Genomic DNA, 19,105 nt, shown 5'->3' with positions numbered 1-19,105 from the left:
GACAGCCTTCAAGGAGCCCCTCTCATGCCCTGGCACACCCTGATCGAACGCGGCGAACGGCTGCCCACCCATCCGGACCTGGCTGAAGGTTATGCCGCGTTGTTGCAACGCCTGGGGCCGGTGACGCCGTTCGAGTTGGCCGTGGTTGGGGCTCGGTCGATGGCCACGCCGGGGCTGGCGTTCCTGGTCGGGTACCAGGCGGCGCTGCGGGTGCTTTGGCCGAGCGCGCCGCAGAGCCTTGGCGCCCTGTGTGCCACTGAACAACGCAGCCTGCGCCCGGCGGACATGCAAACCCGCCTCGACGACTTGCGCCTGAGCGGGCGCAAGGATTTCGTCACCGCCGGCGATGCCGCCGAGTGGCTGTTGATTGCCGCCCGCTGCGAAGCGCCCGGTGAAGCGCCACGGCTGAACCTGGCGGTGGCCTATGCGGGCGAGCCCGGCGTGACCCTGGAAAAACTGCCCGCCATGGGCCTGATGCCCGACATCAGCCATGGTCGCGTGCTGCTTGACGGCGCGTTGTGCGAGTTGCTGGCAGGTGATGGTTGGGACGCCTACGTCAAACCGTTCCGCACCCTGGAAGACCTTTATGTGCTCAGTGCGATGACGGCTTGGTTGTATGGCGTCGGGCAGGAATGTGCCTGGCCCCAGGTGTTGCAACTGCGCCTGCTGGCGTTACTCGCCGGCTGCGCGGAAGTGAGTCGCCACAACCCTTCCAGCCCTGCCGGACATGTGCTGCTGGGCGGGTTGTTCGCCCAGTTCCAAGGGCTCGACGGCGAACTCAATGCGGCCCTGGCCGCCGGGCCTGCGGCGTGGCGCGAGATGTGGACGCGGGATAAGGGGGTGATGGACCTTGCGGCGGGGGCGCGGGCCAAACGGCTGGTCAAGGCGTTGGGATAGCCCTTCAAGCGCCCCCCTTGTGCGAGCGAGCTTGCTCGCGATAGCGAAATGTCAGGTAAGCATAGGGTGACTGACAAACCGCCATCGCGAGCAAGCTCGCTCCCACAGGGGGCACACAAAACTCAAATTGTCATCAAGTCTGAATAGGCTTCGAAGGTTCATCCCTGCGAGCCCCAAGCATGTCCAAAGGCTGGTTCCTGATCCCGCTGCTGTTGCTCAACCTGAGCGTTCAGGCCGAAGACTGGCCCGGCGAGCAATGGCCAAGTGGCCCGACCCCCACCGGGCAGTCCATTGAAGCCTTGGAACAATACGCCTTCCCACCCCGGGACGATGCGAGCCGCGAGGGCATCCGCACCGACGCGTTGCTGGTGATCCAGGATGGTCGGCTGGTCTACGAACGCTACGCCGGGCCGACCACCGCCCAGACACCGCACCTGACCTGGTCCATCAGCAAAAGCCTGCTGGCGACGGTGTTTGGCGTGGCCTACGGTGAACAGCGCTTTGTCCTGGACGATCCGGTAGCCAAATACTATCCGCCACTGAGCCAGCATTCGGACATGACCCTGGCTGATCTTTTCCACTGGGCTTCGGGCCTGGACTGGCAGGAAGACTACGAATACGCGCCGCTCAAGTCATCGGTGGTGGCGATGCTCTACACCCGCGGGCGTCATGACATGGCGGCGTTCACCGCGCAGCATGACAGCTTCAGCCCACCGGGGCAGGCGTTCCGCTATTCCAGCGGTGACAGCAACCTGTTGGCGGCGGCCCTGAAAAACATCGTCGGCGCGGCACGTTATCCCGATTATCCCTGGACGGCCCTGTTCGAACCCCTGGGCATCCGCCACGCCACTTGGGAAACCGATGCCAGTGGCACGTTCGTGGGATCGTCCTATGCCTACCTCACCGCGCGGGACTTGGCGCGTGTCGGGTTGTTGATGCAGCGGGACGGTCGTTGGGGCGAACGGCAACTGATCCCCAAGGATTGGGTCGCGTTCAGCCGCGAACCGTTCGTGCACTTCCTGGCCGGCCAGGACGAAGCCGTGCCGGGCGGGCACTGGTGGCTCAACCGCGCCGCCGATCCAACGCTCCGCCCCTGGCCCGATGCGCCGCCGGATACCTTCGCCGCCCTTGGTCATTGGGGCCAGGCGCTGTACGTCATTCCCAGCGCCAAACTGGTGATCGTGCGCTACGGCGACGACCGCGACGGGAGCTATCGCCATAACGAACTGCTCAAGCGCGCCATGGCGGCGTTCGCCGGGAAGGTGCAGCCATGAAGCGCAAAATATTGCTTACCTTGCTGTCGGTGCTGCTTATCGCCTTGTTCGGTTGGGTCTGGCTGGAGCGGGTGGCGCTGCGGGCCTTTCCCGACATTATCAGCGCCTACACCGCCAAGGAATACTGCTCGTGCCGCTATGTGATGGAGCAACCGGCCGAGTATTGCCGGGGGTATGTGAAGCAGTCAGTGCCCATCAGCGATTTACTCGAAACCCTTGAGGCCAAGCGCGTCACCGTCAGTGGGTTGGGGCGCAGCAACAGTGCGCAATGGCTGGGCGAGCGGCAGGGGTGTCGGTTGGAACCCTGAGCTGGGTACAAGGTCTGACGCCGATCCTATTGTGGGAGCAAGGCTTGCCCGCGATGGCGTTTTAGGAATCGCCATCGCGGGCAAGCCTTGCTCCCACAAACGAATCCCTTTACCACAGGTTCTGTGTGTTCCTGGCAGTTATTGAAACAGACAGTTTGCAAGCGCCCTCGGCCCGGTTAAGGTTCGCCACAGGTTTATCTGCCCCCCGAGTGTGTATGTTCAAGCGGTTTTTCCCTCACGCGATCGCCAGTTTGCTGCTGGCCTGCGCAGCGCTGCCGGCCCAGGCCGACTGGTACCTGGACGGTGAGTCGTCGCGGCTGTCGTTTATCAGCAGCAAAAATGGCAACGTCTCCGAGGTCCAGCGTTTCCTGGTGCTGCACGGCCAAGTCCAGCCCGACGGTTTGGCGCGCCTGGAAGTGGAACTGGAATCCATCAACAGCGGCATCCCCCTGCGGGACGAGCGCATGCGCGCCGAGCTGTTCGAGATCAAGCAATTTGCCGAAGCCACCGTCACCGCCAAGATCGACCTGGCGCCGATCCAGGACCTGGCCAACGGCGCCCAGTTGGAGTTGCGCCTGCCGCTGACGGTGAACCTGCACGGCAAGCAGCACGAGTACCCGGTCGAACTGCTGGCGACGCGCCTGGATGAACGTCGCTTCCAAGTGGTGACCCTGGAACCGGTGGTGCTCAACGCGGCGGACTTCGATCTGGCGCCGGGTCTGGAAAAGCTGCGCAACCTGGCCGGGTTGTCGGCCATCAGCCTGTCGGTGCCGGTGAATGCGGTGCTGATCTTCACGGCGCGTTGACATGAGCGGCCCGGTCTTTCCCTGGCGTGAAGGCAATCGCTTCGAGCTGTTGATCGACGGCCCACAGTTCTTCCCGCGCATGCTGGTGGAAATCGCCCGAGCCCAGGAACAGGTCGAGCTGGAGCTGTATCTGGTGGAAGCGGGGGCCTGCGCCGAGGCGATGGTCCAGGCACTGGTCCAGGCCTGCGAGCGCGGCGTTCGCGTGCGCTGCCTGTTCGATGACTACGGCAGCCTGGCGTTTACCCTGGCCCTGCGCAAGCGCCTGACCGAGGCCGGGGTGGAGTTGCGTTTCTACAATCGCCTGAGCTGGCGTCGCTGGGTGCGCAACCTCTACCGGGATCACCGCAAGCTGCTGTTGGTAGACCAACGCCTGGCTGTGGTGGGCGGCACCGGGGTGACCGATGAATTCTGGAACCCCCTCGACGACCGCAGCGAGTGGCACGAAGTGATGGTGGAAATCGTCGGTCCGTTGGTGCTCGACTGGCAGTTGCTGTTCGACCGCCAGTGGCTTGCCAACCGTCATCGGCGAGCCTGGAAGCCCGCCTCCAATTTCGGCTTGCCGCGCCTGCCTCGCGTTCCGCCGGTGGGCGAGGGCATGGGCCGGGTGGCGTATGCCGACGCCCGCCAGCATCGCGACATCCTGCAGTCGCTATCGCGGGCATTGAACAGCGGTCAGAAACGCATCTGGATGGCGACGCCGTATTTCCTGCCAACCTGGAACGTGCGCCGCTCCTTGCGCAAGGCCGCCGCCCGAGGCGTCGACGTGCGCCTGCTGCTGACCGGCCCGCGTACCGATCACCCGTCCGTGCGCTACGCCGGGCACCGTTACTACCCGCGATTGCTCAGGGCCGGCGTGCAGATATTCGAGTACCAGCCGTGTTTCCTGCACCTGAAAATGGTGCTGGTGGATGATTGGGTCAGCATCGGGTCGTGCAATTTCGATCACTGGAACCTGCGCTTCAACTTGGAAGCCAACCTTGAAGCCTTGGATTCCACGCTCAGCAGCGCCGTGGCGGCCAGTTTCGAGCGGGATTTCGCCCAGAGCCTGCAAGTCAGCCTCGACGCCTGGCAGCGCCGGCCGCTGTGGAAGCGGTTCAAGCAGCGGGTGTGGGGGTTGGTGGATCGGGTGGTGGTGAATCTGTTGGATCGGCGGGGGTAAGCGCAATTCTTTAAAACACTGGGCCCCAGTGTGGGAGCGGGCTTGCTCGCGAAGGCGGTGTGTCAGTCGACTCAATTGCTGACTGATCCACCGCCTTCGCGAGCAAGCCCGCTCCCACAGGGAGTTTGCGTTGCCTGAGGGTCAGAGCAACTCAAAACTCTGCTGCTTCACGTCCTGGGAATCCAGGCCGATCTGCACGTTGAACTTGCCCGGTTCAGCCCCGTACTTGAGCTGGGCATTGAAGAACTTCAGGTCGTCTTCGGTGATGGTGAAGTGAATGACTTTCTTCTCGCCGGCCTTGAGCATCACCTTGCGGAAGTTCTTCAGCTCTTTCACCGGACGAATGATCGAGCCAGTCACGTCCTGGATGTACAGCTGGACCACGGTTTCGCCGTCACGCTTACCGGTGTTTTCCAGGGTCACGCTGGCATCGAGCTTGCCGGTCTTGTTCAGCGTGGTCGACGACAGGGCCATGTCCGACAGGCTGAACTCGGTGTAGCTCAGGCCGTAGCCGAACGGGTAGAGCGGACCGGTGGTGTCATCGAAGTATTGCGAGGTGTAGTTACCCGGCTTGCCCGGCGTGAACGGCCGGCCGATGCTCAGGTGGTTGTAGTAGGTCGGAATCTGCCCCACCGAACGTGGGAAGGTGATCGGCAGCTTGCCCGACGGGTTGTAGTCGCCGAACAGCACATCAGCGATGGCGTTGCCGCCCTCGGTGCCGCTGAACCAGGTTTCCAGGATCGCGTCGGCCTGTTGCTTTTCTTCCAGCAACGACAACGGACGGCCATTCATCAGCACCAGCACCAGCGGCTTGCCGGTGGCCTTCAGGGCCTTGATCAGCTCGCGTTGGCTGGCCGGGATGTTCAGTTCGGTACGGCTCGACGATTCATGGGACATGCCACGGGACTCACCCACGGCGGCCACCACCACATCGGCGTCCTTGGCGGCTTTTACCGCTTCGTCGATCAGCACCTGAGCTGGGCGCGGGTCATCCACCACTTCCGGGGCGTCGAAGTTGAGGAAGTTCAGGTAGTCGAGCACCTTCTTGTCGCCGGTGATGTTGGCGCCACGGGCGTAGATCAGCTTCGAGTCGGCGCCCAGGGCGCGGGTCATGCCGTCGAACAGAGTGACCGATTGCGCAGGGCGCCCAGCCGCGGCCCAACTGCCCATCATGTCGATCGGTGCCTTGGCCAGCGGGCCGACCAGGGCGATTTTCGCGGTCTTCTTCAGGGGCAGGGTCTGGTTGCGGTTTTCCAGCAGGACCAGGCTGCGGCGCGCCACGTCACGGGCGTCGGCGCGGTGCAGGCGGCTTTCGGCGTAGGTGTCGGCCGGGTCGTCCTCGACCTTGCCGATGCGCAGGTAGGGATCCTTGAACAAGCCCATGTCGTATTTGGCCGCGAGCACTTCGCGCACGGCATTGTCGATGTCGCTCTGCTCGATCTCGCCGGCCTTGAGCAGCCCTGGCAGTTCCTTGCCATAGAGCGAGTCGTTCATGCTCATGTCGATACCGGCCTTGATCGCCAACTTCGCCGCTTCGCGACCGTCCTTGGCGACGCCGTGCTTGATCAGTTCGAAGATGGCGCCGTGGTCACTGACCGCCAGGCCCTTGAAGCCCCATTCCTTGCGCAGCAGGTCGTTCATCAGCCAGGTGTTGGCCGTGGCCGGCACGCCATTGATGGAGTTCAGCGCGACCATCACCCCGCCGGCACCGGCGTCGATGGCGGCGCGGTAGGGGGGTAGGTAGTCCTGGTACATTTTCAGCGGACTCATGTCCACGGTGTTGTAGTCCCGGCCGCCTTCCACTGCGCCGTACAGGGCGAAGTGCTTGACGCTGGCCATGATGCTGTCGGCCGCGTTGGCGCCGTTGCCCTGGAAGGCCTTGACCATCACCCCGGCAATGCGCGACACCAGGTAGGTGTCCTCACCGAAACCTTCGGACGTTCGGCCCCAACGTGGATCGCGGGAAATGTCGACCATGGGCGCGAAGGTGATGTCCAGGCTGTCGGCGGCCGCTTCCTTGGCCGCGATGCGACCGGAGTGGTAGATGGCGTCCATGTCCCAGCTCGAGGCCAGGGCCAGGGGGATCGGGAAAATCGTGCGGTGGCCGTGGATCACGTCATAGGCGAAGAACATCGGGATCTTCAACCGGCTGCGCATGGCCGCGTCCTGCATCGGACGGTTCTCATCGCGGGTGATGGAGTTGAACGTGCCACCGATGTTGCCGGCGGCGATTTCCTTGCGAATCATCTCCCGGGGCATTTCCGGGCCGATGCTGATCAGGCGCAATTGGCCGATCTTTTCCTCGAGGGTCATTTGCTTCATCAGGTTGCTGATGAACGCGTCCTTGTTCTCTATGGGGGCGGGCAGGTTGTCGGCTAATACGGATTGACTGGCCAGGGTGACAAACAGGCCCAGCAAACACAGCTTCTTCATGAATAGTTTTCTCGCAAGCCTAAAAGGCGGTGATCACGCCGGTCAGCCAAAATGTGAGGAGCGGCTATTGTTGTTCAGCTAAATGCAGCACACTTTCGAACCCATTGGGCTGAACTTAGTTTCGCACTGCGCATCTTTTAGCCCATCGACCCGTTTCAATCCAGTGCGGCGGCAGATTATGCCCCAGACGCCAGTGAGATAGGTGGCCGGGTTTTTCCAATGTCATGCCAGGGAGCGCTTCATCCCATGAATCCACGACTGAACCACCTTCGCAGCCTGCCGATGCTGGCCTTGATGCTGCTCACCACGCTGCTGGCCGGTTGCGGCATCAATAACATCCCGACCCTGGACGAACAGGCCAAGGCCGCCTGGGGCCAGGTGCAGAACCAATACCAGCGCCGTGCCGACCTGATCCCCAACCTGGTGGAAACCGTCAAGGGCTACGCCCAGCACGAACAGGACACCCTCACCGCAGTGGTTGAGGCGCGGGCCAAGGCCACGTCGATCCAGGTCGACGCCAGCACCTTGGACAACCCGGAAAAACTCAAGCAGTTCCAGCAGGCCCAGGACCAGTTGAGCGGCGCGTTGAGCCGGCTGATGGTGGTGGTCGAGCGTTATCCGGACCTCAAGGCCAACCAGAACTTCCTGGCGCTGCAATCGCAGCTCGAAGGCACCGAGAACCGCATCGCCGTGGCCCGCCGCGACTTCATCCTGGCGGTGCAGAAGTACAACACCGAGATCCGCACGTTCCCGGGGCGTCTGTGGCACAGCGTGATGTACAGCGACCTGCCAATCCGCGAAACCTTCGAGGCCACCAGCCCCAATGCCGAAAAAGCCCCTGAAGTGAAGTTTTGAAAAAAACTGTGGGAGTGAGCCTGTGGGAGCAAAGCTTGCTCGCGATGAACGATAACGCCGACATTAGAAAGACCGAGGTGCCTTCATCGCGAGCAAGCTCAGCTCCCACACCCGCTCGCTCCCACACAGGAGTTACGATGCGAGTGTTGAAATTTGGCCTGGTGCTGTTGCTCTGGGTCTTTGCTATCACGGCCCAGGCCGAGCTGAAATTTCCGGCACTGACCGGACGAGTGGTGGACACTGCCCAGATGCTCGACCCTTCGGTGCGCACGCAACTGGAGACGCAGCTCAAGGCCCACGAACAGGCCACCGGCGAACAGGTGGTGGTGGTCACGCTGGCGGACCTGCAAGGCAGTAGCATCGAAGACTTCGGCTATCAACTGGGGCGCCACTGGGGCATTGGGCAGAAGGATAAAAACAACGGCGCGCTGCTGATCGTCGCCCGGGATGACCGTAAACTGCGCATCGAAGTGGGCTATGGCCTGGAGGATCGCCTGACCGACGCCCAGAGTTCGGTGATCATCAACCAGGTGATCACCCCGGCCTTCAAGACCGGCAACTTCAACAAAGGCATCAGCGACGGCGTCGCGGCGATGCTGGTGGTGCTGGGCGGCAGCCCGCTGGACGAGCCGGCGCCGGCGTACAGTGCGGATGGGCAGCAGGAGCAGGGCGATTTCGTCGAGCGCCATCCCGGGCTGTTCATCTTCCTGGTGATACTGTTTATTTTGACGATATTGGTCTGCCAGATGCTCGGTATCCTGCCGACTGGAGGCGGCGGCTCCAGTCGTTCGGGCGGCTCCGGTGGGGGAGGCTTCGGCGGTGGAGGCGGCGGCTTCAGCGGTGGCGGTGGCAGTTTCGGGGGCGGCGGTTCGTCGGGCGGCTGGTGACAATAATAATGAGAATGGGCAGGCACTTTTAACCATGGCATTACTGACTGAACACGAACAACGCAAGGTCGCCGAGGCCATCGCCCGGGTCGAGCGGCATACCGACGCCGAACTGGTCACGGTGCTGGCCGCCCGCGCCGACGACTACGCTTACATCCCACTGCTATGGGCGAGCCTGCTGGCCCTGGTGGTGCCTGGCGTGGTCCATTACCTCACCGGCTGGTTGGCCCTGCACAGCCTGTTGCTGGTGCAGTGGGTCAGTTTCATCGTGTTGTGCCTGGTGTTCCGCATCCCCAGGGTCACCACGCACCTGATCCCTCGTTCCGTGCGTCACTGGCGGGCCTCCAACCTGGCGCGCCGGCAATTCCTCGAACAGAACCTGCACCACACCGTGGGCAGCACGGGCGTGCTGATTTTTGTCTGCGAGGCCGAGCGTTATGTGGAAATCCTGGTCGATGAAGGCATCTCCAAGCACCTGGATAACAAATGCTGGGACGCCATCGTCGCAACGTTCACCCAGCAGGTTCGCCAGGGGCAGACCTTGCAGGGGTTCGTGACCTGCATCGAAGCCTGTGGCGAATTGCTCAAGGTGCACGTACCGGTGACCCACGAGCGCAATGAACTGCCGAATCGGTTGGTGGTGCTGGGCTGAAAATTTCCCGCCAGCACAAGCCTGTGGGAGCAAAGCTTGCTCGCGATGAACGATAACGCGGTGAGCCTGCACTATCGCGGCGTATCCATCGCGGGCAAGCCTTGCTCCCACAGAGGCTACTGCTCACTACACGAACTTTTCCGTGCCCTCGCTGCCCATCCCCCCTAAAATACCCGTCATTCCCGATCCGCCCGCCCCGAGGCCGCTTTTTTCATGTCTGTCACCGCCACCCCCGCCCGTCCTGCGCCGGATCACCACGCCCAGTTCATCGAGCTGCTGCAAACCAGCCTCGAGCAAAATGCTTTCATCAAACTGGTGCTGGCCAAATATGTCGGGGATGAGGCGGACCTCCAGCGGCTGATCATCAAGCAACTGACGGTCAAGGAGCAGCCATGCCTGTCCTTCGTCTACCGCTACAAGACCCGCGACATCACCAAGAATTTCCCGCTGGCCGAAGGCGTGGCGACCATCGCCGCGCTGTTGCCGGCATCGTTCAAGAACGCGCATTTGCTGGCGGTCACCGACGAGGCGCAGTTGGAGTACAGCAAGAAGGGCAAAAGCTCGCTGTTCAAGAGCAAACCCCAGCAACTGCGGGAAGTGCCGTCTGCCGAGCACAACCGCGAGAAAAACCGCTTCCTCGACCTGAGCCGGCCATTCTTGGCGGACCTGGGCGTGACCAACCACAAGCACGAGCTGATTCCGGCGATGTCGCGCAAGTGGAAGCAGATCAACAAGTTCATCGAGGTCTTCAGCCATGCGCTGACGTCTTCGCCACTGGCCCTGGACAAACCGGTGCGGGTCTCGGATTTCGGTTCGGGCAAGGGCTACCTGACCTTTGCCATCCATGATTACTTGCGCAACACCTTGCAGGCCGAAGGCGTGGTGACCGGTGTCGAGCTGCGCGAGGACATGGTCAAGCTCTGCAACGAAGCGGCCGCGCGGCTGGAACACCCGGGCCTGAGCTTCCAGCACGGTGACGTGCGCAGCGTGGCGCCGAGCGCGGTGGACGTGATGATCGCCTTGCACGCCTGCGACATCGCCACCGACTACGCGATCCACATGGGCATTCGCTCGGGCGCCTCGATCATCATGTGCTCGCCGTGCTGCCACAAGCAGATCCGCCTGCAGATCCAGAGCCCGGCGTTGCTCAAGCCGATGCTGCAATACGGCCTGCACCTGGGCCAGCAGGCGGAAATGGTCACCGACAGTTTGCGGGCGCTGTTCCTGGAAGCCTGCGGCTACGAGACCAAGGTCTTCGAGTTCATCTCCCTGGACCACACCAACAAGAACAAGATGATCCTGGCCGTCAAACGCGCAGAACCTGCGGACCCCACCGAGCTGCTGGCAAAAATCGACGAACTCAAGGCCTTCTACCACATCACCGAGCACTGCCTCGAAACGCTGCTGCGGGCGGATGGTTATCTCGCCTGACTCCTGTTTACGCCAACTCCTGGAGTAGGGGACTGTGGGAGCAAAGCTTGCTCGCGACGAAGGATGACTCGGTTCTACTGTCGAGTCATGGTGCCTGCATCGCGAGCAAGCTGTGCTCCAACAAGGTTGAGTCTGGCCTGTGAGAACAGCGTATCGATGCAGCCCGTCAGGTAATCACTGCTTATCCCTCATCCACCGACTTACCGGTCTACCTTTAATGCGTTCACCCCTCACGCATTCCCAAAGGAGCCCTTCCCATGGCCGCCAAGAAAATCCTGATGCTGGTCGGCGATTACGTCGAAGATTATGAAGTCATGGTGCCATTCCAGGCCTTGCAGATGATCGGCCACACCGTGCACGCCGTGTGTCCGGGCAAAAAGGCCGGGCAGACGGTGCGCACGGCGATCCACGATTTCGAAGGCGACCAGACCTACAGTGAAAAACCGGGGCACTTGTTCGCCCTCAATCATGATTTTGCCAGTGTCCAGGCCGCCGACTACGACGCGCTGCTGGTGCCAGGTGGGCGTGCGCCGGAATACCTGCGCCTGGACGAAGCGGTCTTGCAACTGGTGCGCGATTTCGATCTGGCGGGCAAACCGATTGCCGCGGTGTGCCACGGTGCGCAATTGCTGGCGGCGGCGGGCATCCTCGAAGGGCGCGAATGCAGCGCCTATCCAGCGTGTGCCCCGGAAGTACGGCTGGCGGGTGGGACCTATATGGACATTCCCGTGACCCAAGGCCATGTCCAGGGCAATCTCGCGACCGCACCGGCCTGGCCTGCGCACCCGAACTGGTTGGCGGGGTTCCTGACCCTGTTGGGCACCGCTATCACTTTGTAGTAACGCACTGGCAGGACAAGCGCAGCGGGTCTTTACTCTCGGGGCATGCCCTCATTGCCTGGAGAACAATCATGTCTGGATGGTACGAAATCAGCAAAAGCAGCAGTGGCCAGTTTCGGTTTGTACTCAAGGCGGCCAACGCCGAGACCATCTTGACCAGCGAGCTGTACACCACCCGCAGCGGCGTCGACGGTGGCATTGCTGCGGTGCAGAAAAACAGTCCGTTGGCCGAGCGCTATGAACTCAAGAACACCAAGGACGGCCATCCGTACTTCAACCTCAAGGCCGGCAACCACGAAGTGATTGGCAGCAGTGAGGCGTATTCATCGGACGCTGCGCGGGACAAAGGCATCGCCAGCGTCAAGGCCAATGGACCGACGACGGTCATCAAGGACAAGACCGTGGTTGCGCTCTGACAGGACGGCAATAAGAGGATCTGTGGCGAGGTTACCTGTGGGAGCAAGGCTTGCCCGCGATGCAGGCGCTGCGATTGTGCAGGCTAGCCGAGTTATCGTTCATCGCGAGCAAGCTTTGCTCCCACAAGTGAACCCCCTCGCCACTCAGGTTTAGCCTGCCTTTAAACCTCCACCGGCACCGACAGCTTCGGATCGCCCAATGGATGGCTCTTGGCATCGAAGAAGCGCAATTGCACCTCCAACCCCTGGAACACCTTGGCGTAATGCCGCTTCTGATGCTGGATGAAGGCCTGGCTACGGGGATAGATCGAGATCGCCACGGTTTTCGGGGCGGCCAGGCGCAGGGCATGGACAATGTGCCGGTCCTGCTCGCCCAAGGCATGGCCGAACAGGCACAGGTTGTCGCCATGCTGCAGCAACTGGTCGTAGCAGAACGACAGGTAATCGCTGCTGCGGATGGTCTTGAGCTTGTCGGCGCTGGGGCCTTCATTGACGAACAGTGGCACGTCGTCGAGGGTCTTGATCGTGTTGTTGATGGCGAAACTGCCCAGCAAGGTGCCTTCGGTGGACGTGAGCTTGCGCGCTGTCCCGTCCTGGTTGCGCACCAGGTGCAGACCGCCGTGCAAGTACAGCAGGCGCGGTTTGTCTGTGGCCGCCTGGCTCAGGTCGAAACTGTGGTCATCGCCGAAGAACAGGTCGCTGATGGTCTCGGCGCTATGCTGGATCGCCCAGTAGTTGAGCAGGTCGTAGTTGGTGGTGAACACCGTGCGGTAGCGGCTCAGCTCCTGGTTGAGCGTCGCCAGGGTCGACGGTTGCACCAGCCGCCACGGGATGTGTACCGCGTGCACGGTGTTGATCAGTGCTTCCTTGATCGCGTAATAGCGGTTGCGCGGGGCGGCGGAGCTGACGGCCAGGGCCTTGTTGACCCGGCTGGTGGTTTTCAGCGCCCCGAGTACCTGTTCGAAACTGCGGGTCTGCATCGCGTCGAACACGCTCAGTTCCGACGGGCTCAAGGGCTTCTCCTCGACGGTGCGGGCATTTTCGAACAGCGAGTCATAGCCGAAATCGTCCCACACCGCGCGGCTGGCCCCATTGCCCACCAGCAGGCCGCTGAAGGCGGTATCGGCGCGCACGGCCTCCCAGACTTCGAGCCGGGTGTCGTATTCCTGGAAATCGGTCATCGCAAGGATCATCTCAAAACGTGGCAAAGGCAGGTCGCGACTTTATCACGACCCAGTCTTGAGCCAGATCAAGATGCGTCATGACTAGTCGGTCATTCTGTAGGCCCTGCCGATCCGGCCTCAACCAGGAGCGTGACCCCATGAGCAGCACTTTTTTCATTCCCGCCGTGAACATCATGGGGCTGGGCTGCCTCGATGAAGCGATGACTGCCATTCGCAACTACGGCTTTCGCAAGGCCCTGATCGTCACCGACGCGGGGCTGGCCAAGGCCGGCGTCGCCAGCAAGGTGGCTGAACTGCTGGCGCTGCAGGATATCGATTCGGTGATTTTCGACGGCGCCAAGCCCAACCCAAGCATCGCCAATGTCGAGCTCGGGCTGGGGCTGCTGAAGGAGAGCCAGTGTGATTTCGTCGTGTCGCTGGGGGGCGGTTCGCCCCATGATTGCGCCAAGGGCATTGCCCTGTGCGCCACCAACGGCGGGCAGATTCGCGACTATGAAGGCGTCGACCGTTCGAGCAAGCCGCAATTGCCGCTGATCGCTATCAACACCACGGCAGGCACCGCCAGCGAAATGACCCGCTTTTGCATCATCACCGACGAGACACGCCACGTGAAAATGGCGATTGTCGATCGCAACGTGACCCCATTGATGTCGGTGAACGACCCGGCGCTGATGGTGGCGATGCCCAAGGGCCTGACGGCCGCCACCGGCATGGATGCGCTGACCCACGCGATCGAGGCTTATGTCTCCACCGCCGCCACGCCGATTACCGATGCCTGCGCGCTGAAGGCCATCACCCTGATCAGCAACAACCTGCGCCTGGCCGTGCGCGACGGCAACGATCTGGCGGCGCGGGAAAACATGGCTTATGCGCAGTTTCTCGCGGGGATGGCGTTCAACAATGCGTCGTTGGGGTTCGTGCACGCCATGGCGCATCAACTGGGTGGTTTTTACGACTTGCCTCATGGCGTGTGCAACGCGGTGCTGTTGCCTCATGTGCAGAGCTTCAACGCCTCGGTATGCGCTGCTCGCCTGACCGACGTGGCCCATGCCATGGGCGTCGATACGCACAGGGCCGGCCCAGAAGAGGGGGCCCGGGACGCTATTGCGGCGATCCGCAGCCTGGCCCTTGACGTGGACATTCCGGCCGGTTTGCGTGACCTGGGTGTGCGCCTCAACGACATACCGGTGCTGGCCACCAACGCCTTGAAAGATGCGTGCGGCCTGACCAACCCACGGGCGGCGGACCAGCGGCAGATCGAAGAGATTTTCCGCAGCGCGTTCTAAGCGACCCGGGGCGGCACGAACCGCACACAGAGCATCGCCGCCGCCCCCAGCAGTGCGCACAACGCCGCCAGTGGCCAAGCTTGTTGGCTCAACAACAGGCTGGCCATGGCGCCGATCACCGAGGCCATCAGTTGATGCAGGAACCCGCTCAACGCCATGGCATAAGCGCCGGCCACCGGTGCGCCTTCATTGGCCAGGGACAGGCTGATGGGATAGATCAACGACTGGCCAAACACCGCGAAGCAATACGGCAGCCAGAAGAGCAACGCGATGCTGCTCAGGGTGAGGCTGCCTGCCAGCATGGTCATGCTGCCGCCCAGCACCAGTGCGATGCCCCAGCCCATCATCCGCCGTTGGCCGGTGCGCAGTACAAACGCGTTCACCGCTAGCGCCCCGAGCAGGTACGCCGCACTGATCGGCCAGCCCAGCAGGCCGTATTCGATGGCCGACCAGTGGAAGCTCTCCTGCAGGATCAGCGGCGCTGCGGTATTGAAGGCGACGATCACGCCGTAACCCAGCCCACCGGCCAAGGCCGGCAACAGGAACGCCCGTTGCCGGAATATCTGCCCGTAGATCCCCCACGCCGATTGCCCATTGCTGGCGTGCACCAGTATCGGGAACCTGGCCTGGGACACAGCCGCTGCCATGGCCAGACTGACGGCCCCCAAGCCCTGGAAAATCGCCTCCCAGCCGAAAGCGGCCTGGATCAGCGAGCCCAGGTATTGGCCGATACCGAGGGCAATCACAAAGGCGATCGATATCCAGGACAGGGCCTTGGCCAACAGGTCGCCGCTGAAACTGTCGCGAATCAAGACCCGCGCCATCACTGAGATACCGCTGGCACCGATGCCCTGGATCAACCTGAACGTCAGGAATGCCTCCACGGTTGTGCTCAGCGGCAGGGCCAGGTTGCCCAGGCCGTACAACCCCAAGGCCGCCAGCAAGACCGGCTTGCGCCCCAAGCGCTGGCTCAGGCTGCCCCACAGCAACATGGGCAGCGCCATGCCGATCAGGTACACCGACAGGCCCCAGGAAACCCGCGACGCATCGGCACCAAGATCCCGGGCGATAGCGGGCAGGGCCGGCAAGTAGATGCTCATGCCCAGTTGTGCCAGGAAGACGGTGGTGCAGGTGACGATCAGGGTGGTACGGTTCTTCATCGAGCGTCCTGTCTCAAGGGCGAAGGTCACGCCCGTGGGTCAGCAGCAGTTCGGTGATCTGTTCGCAAAACGAGCGAATCACGTCCGGCTCCATGTCGGCGCGCAGGGTAATGCGAATGGCGGCCTTGCCTTGCGGCACCACGGGAAAAAACACCGCCGAGGTGAAATACCCCAGTTCGGCCAGTTCGACCGCCAGGCTGTTGGCCAGGGTCGCTTCACCGCAAGGCACCATGCGGATCGCCATGGGGGTGCCGCGCTGTCCGGTCCGCACGAGGCTGTCGAAGAGGCGGATATTAGCCTGTAAACGCGCCTGCAACGCACTGAATTCCCGGCTGCGGTGCAGGCGGATCGACGCCATGCCGGCGCCAATGGCCGCTGCGTTCAGGCTCTGGGACCAATTGCTCGGCCCACCGTAGCGCTGCACCAGAGCCTTGTGCCGCTCACAGCCAAACATGACCAGCCCGCCACTGGCGCCGAATGACTTGGCCAACGAGGCCACGATCAGGGTGCGCTCGTCCACCGCCGGGATGCGCGAACGGACCAGACCAGCGCCAGATTCCCCGACGGCAGACAGGGCGTGGGAATCGTCCAGGTAAAGAAACAGGCCATAGCGCTGCTTGAGGTACATCAGGCTGTCCAGGTCAGCCATCCCGCCCATGCTGTAGGCGCCGTCGGCCACATACGCCACCTCGCGCTGGCGTTTGCACACGTCTTCGATGAAGTCCATGTCGTTGTGCGGGCAGGTGATAACCTGGGTTTCGTCGGCGCAGGCGGCCTTGCTGTGGTTCATCGAATAATGGGCATGTTTGTCGAACACCATGACGGGCGCGCGATTTTGAGTGAATGCGCCGCTGGACAGCAGCGGCAGGATCCCGGCGCTCGCCGCACTGCACGACAGGGCACTGAGGCAACTGGCGCCAAACAGCTCCGACAATTGGCTTTCGTACTGCTCCAGGATCGCCAGCTTGCAGCGATTCCTTGAGTTGGCGACCCGCAAGGTCCCGGCTTCCCATAGGGCGGTCATGGCGCCGTCCAGCAACGCGGGGTGATAGTCCAAGCCCAGGTAGGACGTGGTGCAGAAGTGATGAAACGTCCGACCGTATTGATCGACCAGTACATTGGGTGTCTTGACCTCGACATTCAGCCCTGAGATTTTTCCGGCTTCGGTGCCCTGCCAATCCAGGTCAGCAAGGGAAATGAGCTTGCGGTAGTTGGTGAAGTAATGAGGTGGTTGAGCAGTCTGGTCCATGGCGCGATTACATTCCTTGGTTGATGGTGTTGTCCGTGGGGTGTTTCGATAGCGGTGTGTTTCCAGACTTTACAGATTGTTGCGCAGGGCTTTGAATCGGCTGTTTCCGGCGTGTTTGAGTGTCACTGGAGATTTCCACGTAGGACTTTGCCTAGGACCCTGGCCGGGGAATCCATCGGCGCTGTCGGAGCTTGGGAGCACCCAGGTTTTGCCCCAAGCCCGCTGGGTTATCACTCTTTTCTGAAGGTTGCTTGCTGATGCTCTCTGGCCTCAATCATCTGACCCTTGCGGTCACCGACCTGGATCGCAGCGTGGCTTTCTATGGCGAACTCTTGCAGTTGCGTCTTGAGGCCAAATGGAACAGCGGGGCGTATTTGTCGCTGCCGGAGCTGTGGTTGTGCCTGTCTTTCGACCCGTTGCGCAGGCCTGAGCCGAGCGCGGACTATACCCATTACGCATTCAGTACCAGCGCCGAGCATTTCCCGCTGCTGGTGGCGCGGCTGAAAGCGGCCCAGGTGTCATCGTGGCGAGACAACCGCAGCGAGGGTGATTCGTTCTACTTTCTCGACCCGGACGGGCACAAGCTGGAGGTCCATGTGGGTGACCTGGCGTCGCGGTTGAAGGCCTGTCGGCAGGCACCGTATGCTGGCATGAGGTTTTTTACCGCGCGGTGATGGGGCGGCGTCGAATCGAGTAGGCGTTTGATCCTCTGCACTCTGATCGCCTGCGCTATCCTCATCGATATCGGGGGCGCGTCGGTCTCGCTCGTTGTATCGGCGTCACGAACTGACGATCACCCGCTTCGCTCACCGCTGCATTACCCGGATGACCACCAGCCCCATGGACACTTCAAGTTCCGCGCCGCTGGCCAGCTACATCGACCTTCTGCTGGACGCCGTATGTGCCGTCGACGGTCAAGGGCGTTTCGTGTTTGTCAGTGCCGCCTGCGAGCGCATTTTTGGTTACACCCCGCAAGAATTGATCGGTCAGCCAATGATCGATCTGGTACACCCTGCCGACCGCCAGCGAACCCTCGAGGCGGCGCGGGAGATCATGGAGGGCGAGCCCAAACTCAATTTCGAGAACCGCTACCTGCGCAAGGACGGGCGGGTGGTGCACATCCTGTGGTCGGCACGCTGGTCGCCGGTGGACCAACTGCGCATTGCCGTGGCCCGGGACATCACCGAACGCAAGCAGGCCGAGTCCCGCCAGGCGGCGTTGTATGCGATTTCCGAGGCGGCCCATGCCGCGGCCGACTTGCTGGCGCTGTTCAAGCGCATCCACCTGATTATTGGCGAGTGGCTGCCGGCGCTGAATTTTTCGGTGGCGCTGTATGACGAACAATGTTCGCAGTTGAACTTCCCCTATCACGTCGATGATCGGGAAGGGCAGCCCGAATTGCCGGGCACGGTCACAGGGCGTTTGTGCGCCGAGGTGATTCGCAGTGGCCAGCCGATCCTCCTGACGCCCGGTTGCAGCCAGTTGCCAGCGGGGTTCGACGACCTGGTGGCGCAGCCGGACGCGCCGTGTTGGCTGGGCGTGCCGCTGAACTCACAGAGCGGCACGATTGGCGCGTTGATCGTCAAGAGTGCGCCGGACAACGAGCGCTACACCGAACAGGACAAGGAACTGCTGCAGTACGTCTGCGTACAGATCACCATCGCCATCGAGCGCAAGCAGTTGCACGCCCGCTTGCAGCACATGGCTCAGTACGATCAGTTGACCCAGGTGCCCAACCGCGAATTGCTCCGTGAACGGTTCAAGTGCGCACTGGCGACTGCCCGCGCTGCGTCCGGGCGCATGGCCTTGCTGTATATCGACCTGGACCGTTTCAAACAGGTCAACGACACCTATGGCCACGGCGTGGGCGACATGCTGTTACAGGCGGTGGCCAATCGTATCAAGGGCTGTATTCGCGACACCGACACCGTGGCGCGCATTGGCGGAGACGAGTTCGTAGTCTTGCTGCACAGCATCCAGGCCTTGGAGGATGCCCATCGCGTGCAGGAAAAAATCCGCCATGCACTGGCCCAGCCGCTGCGTCTGGACGGGCACTGTCTGAGCATCGAACCGAGCATCGGCGTGGCCTGCTTCCCCGACCATGGCACTGAAGATGTCGCGCTGTTTCGCCACGCCGACGAGGCGATGTACGCGGCCAAGCGTCACAATCACAGGGCATTCGGCATCTGATAGCGCGTCGCCGTTCGTCGCGGCGCCAAAGTCTTTTTCAACCTTTCAAGCGTTGTCCTTTTCAGATGTCAGGCGGGCT

General features: G+C 62.2%; 18 protein-coding genes. 14 read left to right on the top strand and 4 right to left on the bottom strand.

What is annotated here, in order from left to right; all coding sequences use genetic code 11:
- The first annotated feature begins 24 nt into the window (after positions 1-24).
- The 5 genes from AB4N80_RS27370 to AB4N80_RS27350 all read left to right on the top strand — a co-directional run bounded on the left by AB4N80_RS27370 (position 25) and on the right by AB4N80_RS27350 (position 4,444).
- Positions 25-897 (top strand): acyl-CoA dehydrogenase family protein, encoded by an 873-nt coding sequence (locus tag AB4N80_RS27370; protein ID WP_122566782.1) that lies wholly within the window; start codon positions 25-27, stop codon positions 895-897.
- Positions 898-1,076: 179 nt separating this feature from the next.
- Positions 1,077-2,171 (top strand): serine hydrolase domain-containing protein, encoded by a 1,095-nt coding sequence (locus AB4N80_RS27365; protein WP_305491841.1) that lies wholly within the window; start codon positions 1,077-1,079, stop codon positions 2,169-2,171.
- Positions 2,168-2,479, top strand: a complete 312-nt coding sequence (locus AB4N80_RS27360) for an amidase (RefSeq protein ID WP_122566780.1) — start codon at positions 2,168-2,170, stop codon at positions 2,477-2,479. The genes AB4N80_RS27365 and AB4N80_RS27360 overlap by 4 nt, the downstream gene beginning before the upstream one ends.
- Positions 2,480-2,694: 215 nt before the next feature.
- A complete protein-coding gene (locus AB4N80_RS27355) occupies positions 2,695-3,285 on the top strand; it encodes a YceI family protein (RefSeq protein WP_122566779.1) in 591 nt (196 codons plus the stop codon).
- 1 nt (position 3,286) lies between these two features.
- Positions 3,287-4,444 carry a phospholipase D-like domain-containing protein gene (locus tag AB4N80_RS27350; protein ID WP_460079837.1) on the top strand — a complete coding sequence of 386 codons (1,158 nt, stop codon included), beginning with the start codon at positions 3,287-3,289 and terminating at the stop codon, positions 4,442-4,444.
- 141 nt (positions 4,445-4,585) lie between these two features.
- On the opposite strand, the gene bglX is transcribed toward AB4N80_RS27350, so the two are convergent.
- Entirely contained in the window at positions 4,586-6,877 is a 2,292-nt protein-coding gene (bglX, locus tag AB4N80_RS27345; RefSeq protein WP_122566777.1) for a beta-glucosidase BglX, read from the bottom strand.
- A 246-nt stretch (positions 6,878-7,123) separates the two neighbouring features.
- Here bglX and AB4N80_RS27340 point away from each other — a divergent pair, with 246 nt between their 5' ends.
- The 6 genes from AB4N80_RS27340 (at position 7,124) to AB4N80_RS27315 (ending at position 11,957) form a co-directional block, all read left to right on the top strand.
- On the top strand, positions 7,124-7,732 hold the full coding sequence (locus AB4N80_RS27340) for a LemA family protein (protein WP_109755930.1): 609 nt from the start codon (positions 7,124-7,126) through the stop codon (positions 7,730-7,732).
- A 137-nt stretch (positions 7,733-7,869) separates the two neighbouring features.
- Positions 7,870-8,619 carry a TPM domain-containing protein gene (locus tag AB4N80_RS27335; RefSeq protein ID WP_122566776.1) on the top strand — a complete coding sequence of 250 codons (750 nt, stop codon included), beginning with the start codon at positions 7,870-7,872 and terminating at the stop codon, positions 8,617-8,619.
- A 34-nt stretch (positions 8,620-8,653) separates the two neighbouring features.
- On the top strand, positions 8,654-9,271 hold the full coding sequence (locus tag AB4N80_RS27330; RefSeq protein ID WP_122566775.1) for a TPM domain-containing protein: 618 nt from the start codon (positions 8,654-8,656) through the stop codon (positions 9,269-9,271).
- 213 nt (positions 9,272-9,484) lie between these two features.
- Complete coding sequence (locus AB4N80_RS27325; RefSeq protein WP_122566774.1) at positions 9,485-10,702, top strand: class I SAM-dependent methyltransferase; 1,218 nt, start codon at positions 9,485-9,487, stop codon at positions 10,700-10,702.
- A gap of 257 nt (positions 10,703-10,959) precedes the next feature.
- The gene (locus AB4N80_RS27320) at positions 10,960-11,541 is read left to right on the top strand and encodes a DJ-1/PfpI family protein (RefSeq protein WP_305470089.1); all 582 of its coding nucleotides are present in this window, start codon (positions 10,960-10,962) and stop codon (positions 11,539-11,541) included.
- Between the two features lie 71 nt (positions 11,542-11,612).
- Complete coding sequence (locus AB4N80_RS27315; RefSeq protein WP_122566772.1) at positions 11,613-11,957, top strand: YegP family protein; 345 nt, start codon at positions 11,613-11,615, stop codon at positions 11,955-11,957.
- Positions 11,958-12,118: 161 nt separating this feature from the next.
- Here AB4N80_RS27315 and AB4N80_RS27310 read toward each other — a convergent pair whose 3' ends face one another.
- Positions 12,119-13,138, bottom strand: a complete 1,020-nt coding sequence (locus AB4N80_RS27310) for a DUF4917 family protein (RefSeq protein ID WP_122566770.1) — start codon at positions 13,136-13,138, stop codon at positions 12,119-12,121.
- 140 nt (positions 13,139-13,278) lie between these two features.
- On the opposite strand from AB4N80_RS27310, the gene yiaY reads away from it, so the two are divergent.
- Positions 13,279-14,427, top strand: a complete 1,149-nt coding sequence (gene yiaY / locus AB4N80_RS27305; RefSeq protein ID WP_122566769.1) for an L-threonine dehydrogenase — start codon at positions 13,279-13,281, stop codon at positions 14,425-14,427.
- On the opposite strand, the gene AB4N80_RS27300 is transcribed toward yiaY, so the two are convergent.
- Both AB4N80_RS27300 and AB4N80_RS27295 read right to left on the bottom strand, forming a co-directional pair.
- Positions 14,424-15,587: an MFS transporter gene (locus AB4N80_RS27300; RefSeq protein WP_122566768.1), complete on the bottom strand. Its 1,164-nt coding sequence runs from the start codon at positions 15,585-15,587 to the stop codon at positions 14,424-14,426. The two genes, yiaY and AB4N80_RS27300, sit on opposite strands and share 4 nt — an antisense overlap.
- A gap of 13 nt (positions 15,588-15,600) precedes the next feature.
- Complete coding sequence (locus AB4N80_RS27295) at positions 15,601-16,836, bottom strand: aminotransferase class I/II-fold pyridoxal phosphate-dependent enzyme (protein WP_122566767.1); 1,236 nt, start codon at positions 16,834-16,836, stop codon at positions 15,601-15,603.
- Positions 16,837-17,093: 257 nt separating this feature from the next.
- Here AB4N80_RS27295 and fos point away from each other — a divergent pair, with 257 nt between their 5' ends.
- A complete protein-coding gene (fos, locus tag AB4N80_RS27290; protein WP_122566766.1) occupies positions 17,094-17,510 on the top strand; it encodes a fosfomycin resistance glutathione transferase in 417 nt (138 codons plus the stop codon).
- A gap of 166 nt (positions 17,511-17,676) precedes the next feature.
- Positions 17,677-19,026 (top strand): sensor domain-containing protein, encoded by a 1,350-nt coding sequence (locus tag AB4N80_RS27285; protein WP_460079825.1) that lies wholly within the window; start codon positions 17,677-17,679, stop codon positions 19,024-19,026.
- Positions 19,027-19,105: the final 79 nt, after the last annotated feature.

This window comes from Pseudomonas sp. H3_A02, from assembly GCF_054671965.1.
The sequence above is the reverse complement of the archived record's forward strand: the minus strand, read 5'-3'. Positions and strand labels throughout refer to the sequence as shown.

What these genes read in the sequence shown, in the direction of transcription:
- AB4N80_RS27285 (WP_460079825.1), top strand. Translation starts at nt 17,677, where the DNA reads ATGGACACTTCAAGTTCCGCGCCGCTGGCCAGCTACATCGACCTTCTG.
- AB4N80_RS27325 (WP_122566774.1), top strand. Translation starts at nt 9,485, where the DNA reads ATGTCTGTCACCGCCACCCCCGCCCGTCCTGCGCCGGATCACCACGCC.
- AB4N80_RS27315 (WP_122566772.1), top strand. Translation starts at nt 11,613, where the DNA reads ATGTCTGGATGGTACGAAATCAGCAAAAGCAGCAGTGGCCAGTTTCGG.
- AB4N80_RS27355 (WP_122566779.1), top strand. Translation starts at nt 2,695, where the DNA reads ATGTTCAAGCGGTTTTTCCCTCACGCGATCGCCAGTTTGCTGCTGGCC.
- AB4N80_RS27365 (WP_305491841.1), top strand. Translation starts at nt 1,077, where the DNA reads ATGTCCAAAGGCTGGTTCCTGATCCCGCTGCTGTTGCTCAACCTGAGC.
- AB4N80_RS27310 (WP_122566770.1), bottom strand. Translation starts at nt 13,138, where the DNA reads ATGACCGATTTCCAGGAATACGACACCCGGCTCGAAGTCTGGGAGGCC.
- AB4N80_RS27295 (WP_122566767.1), bottom strand. Translation starts at nt 16,836, where the DNA reads ATGGACCAGACTGCTCAACCACCTCATTACTTCACCAACTACCGCAAG.
- AB4N80_RS27335 (WP_122566776.1), top strand. Translation starts at nt 7,870, where the DNA reads ATGCGAGTGTTGAAATTTGGCCTGGTGCTGTTGCTCTGGGTCTTTGCT.
- AB4N80_RS27330 (WP_122566775.1), top strand. Translation starts at nt 8,654, where the DNA reads ATGGCATTACTGACTGAACACGAACAACGCAAGGTCGCCGAGGCCATC.
- AB4N80_RS27340 (WP_109755930.1), top strand. Translation starts at nt 7,124, where the DNA reads ATGAATCCACGACTGAACCACCTTCGCAGCCTGCCGATGCTGGCCTTG.
- fos (WP_122566766.1), top strand. Translation starts at nt 17,094, where the DNA reads ATGCTCTCTGGCCTCAATCATCTGACCCTTGCGGTCACCGACCTGGAT.
- AB4N80_RS27320 (WP_305470089.1), top strand. Translation starts at nt 10,960, where the DNA reads ATGGCCGCCAAGAAAATCCTGATGCTGGTCGGCGATTACGTCGAAGAT.
- AB4N80_RS27350 (WP_460079837.1), top strand. Translation starts at nt 3,287, where the DNA reads ATGAGCGGCCCGGTCTTTCCCTGGCGTGAAGGCAATCGCTTCGAGCTG.
- AB4N80_RS27360 (WP_122566780.1), top strand. Translation starts at nt 2,168, where the DNA reads ATGAAGCGCAAAATATTGCTTACCTTGCTGTCGGTGCTGCTTATCGCC.
- yiaY (WP_122566769.1), top strand. Translation starts at nt 13,279, where the DNA reads ATGAGCAGCACTTTTTTCATTCCCGCCGTGAACATCATGGGGCTGGGC.
- bglX (WP_122566777.1), bottom strand. Translation starts at nt 6,877, where the DNA reads ATGAAGAAGCTGTGTTTGCTGGGCCTGTTTGTCACCCTGGCCAGTCAA.
- AB4N80_RS27370 (WP_122566782.1), top strand. Translation starts at nt 25, where the DNA reads ATGCCCTGGCACACCCTGATCGAACGCGGCGAACGGCTGCCCACCCAT.
- AB4N80_RS27300 (WP_122566768.1), bottom strand. Translation starts at nt 15,587, where the DNA reads ATGAAGAACCGTACCACCCTGATCGTCACCTGCACCACCGTCTTCCTG.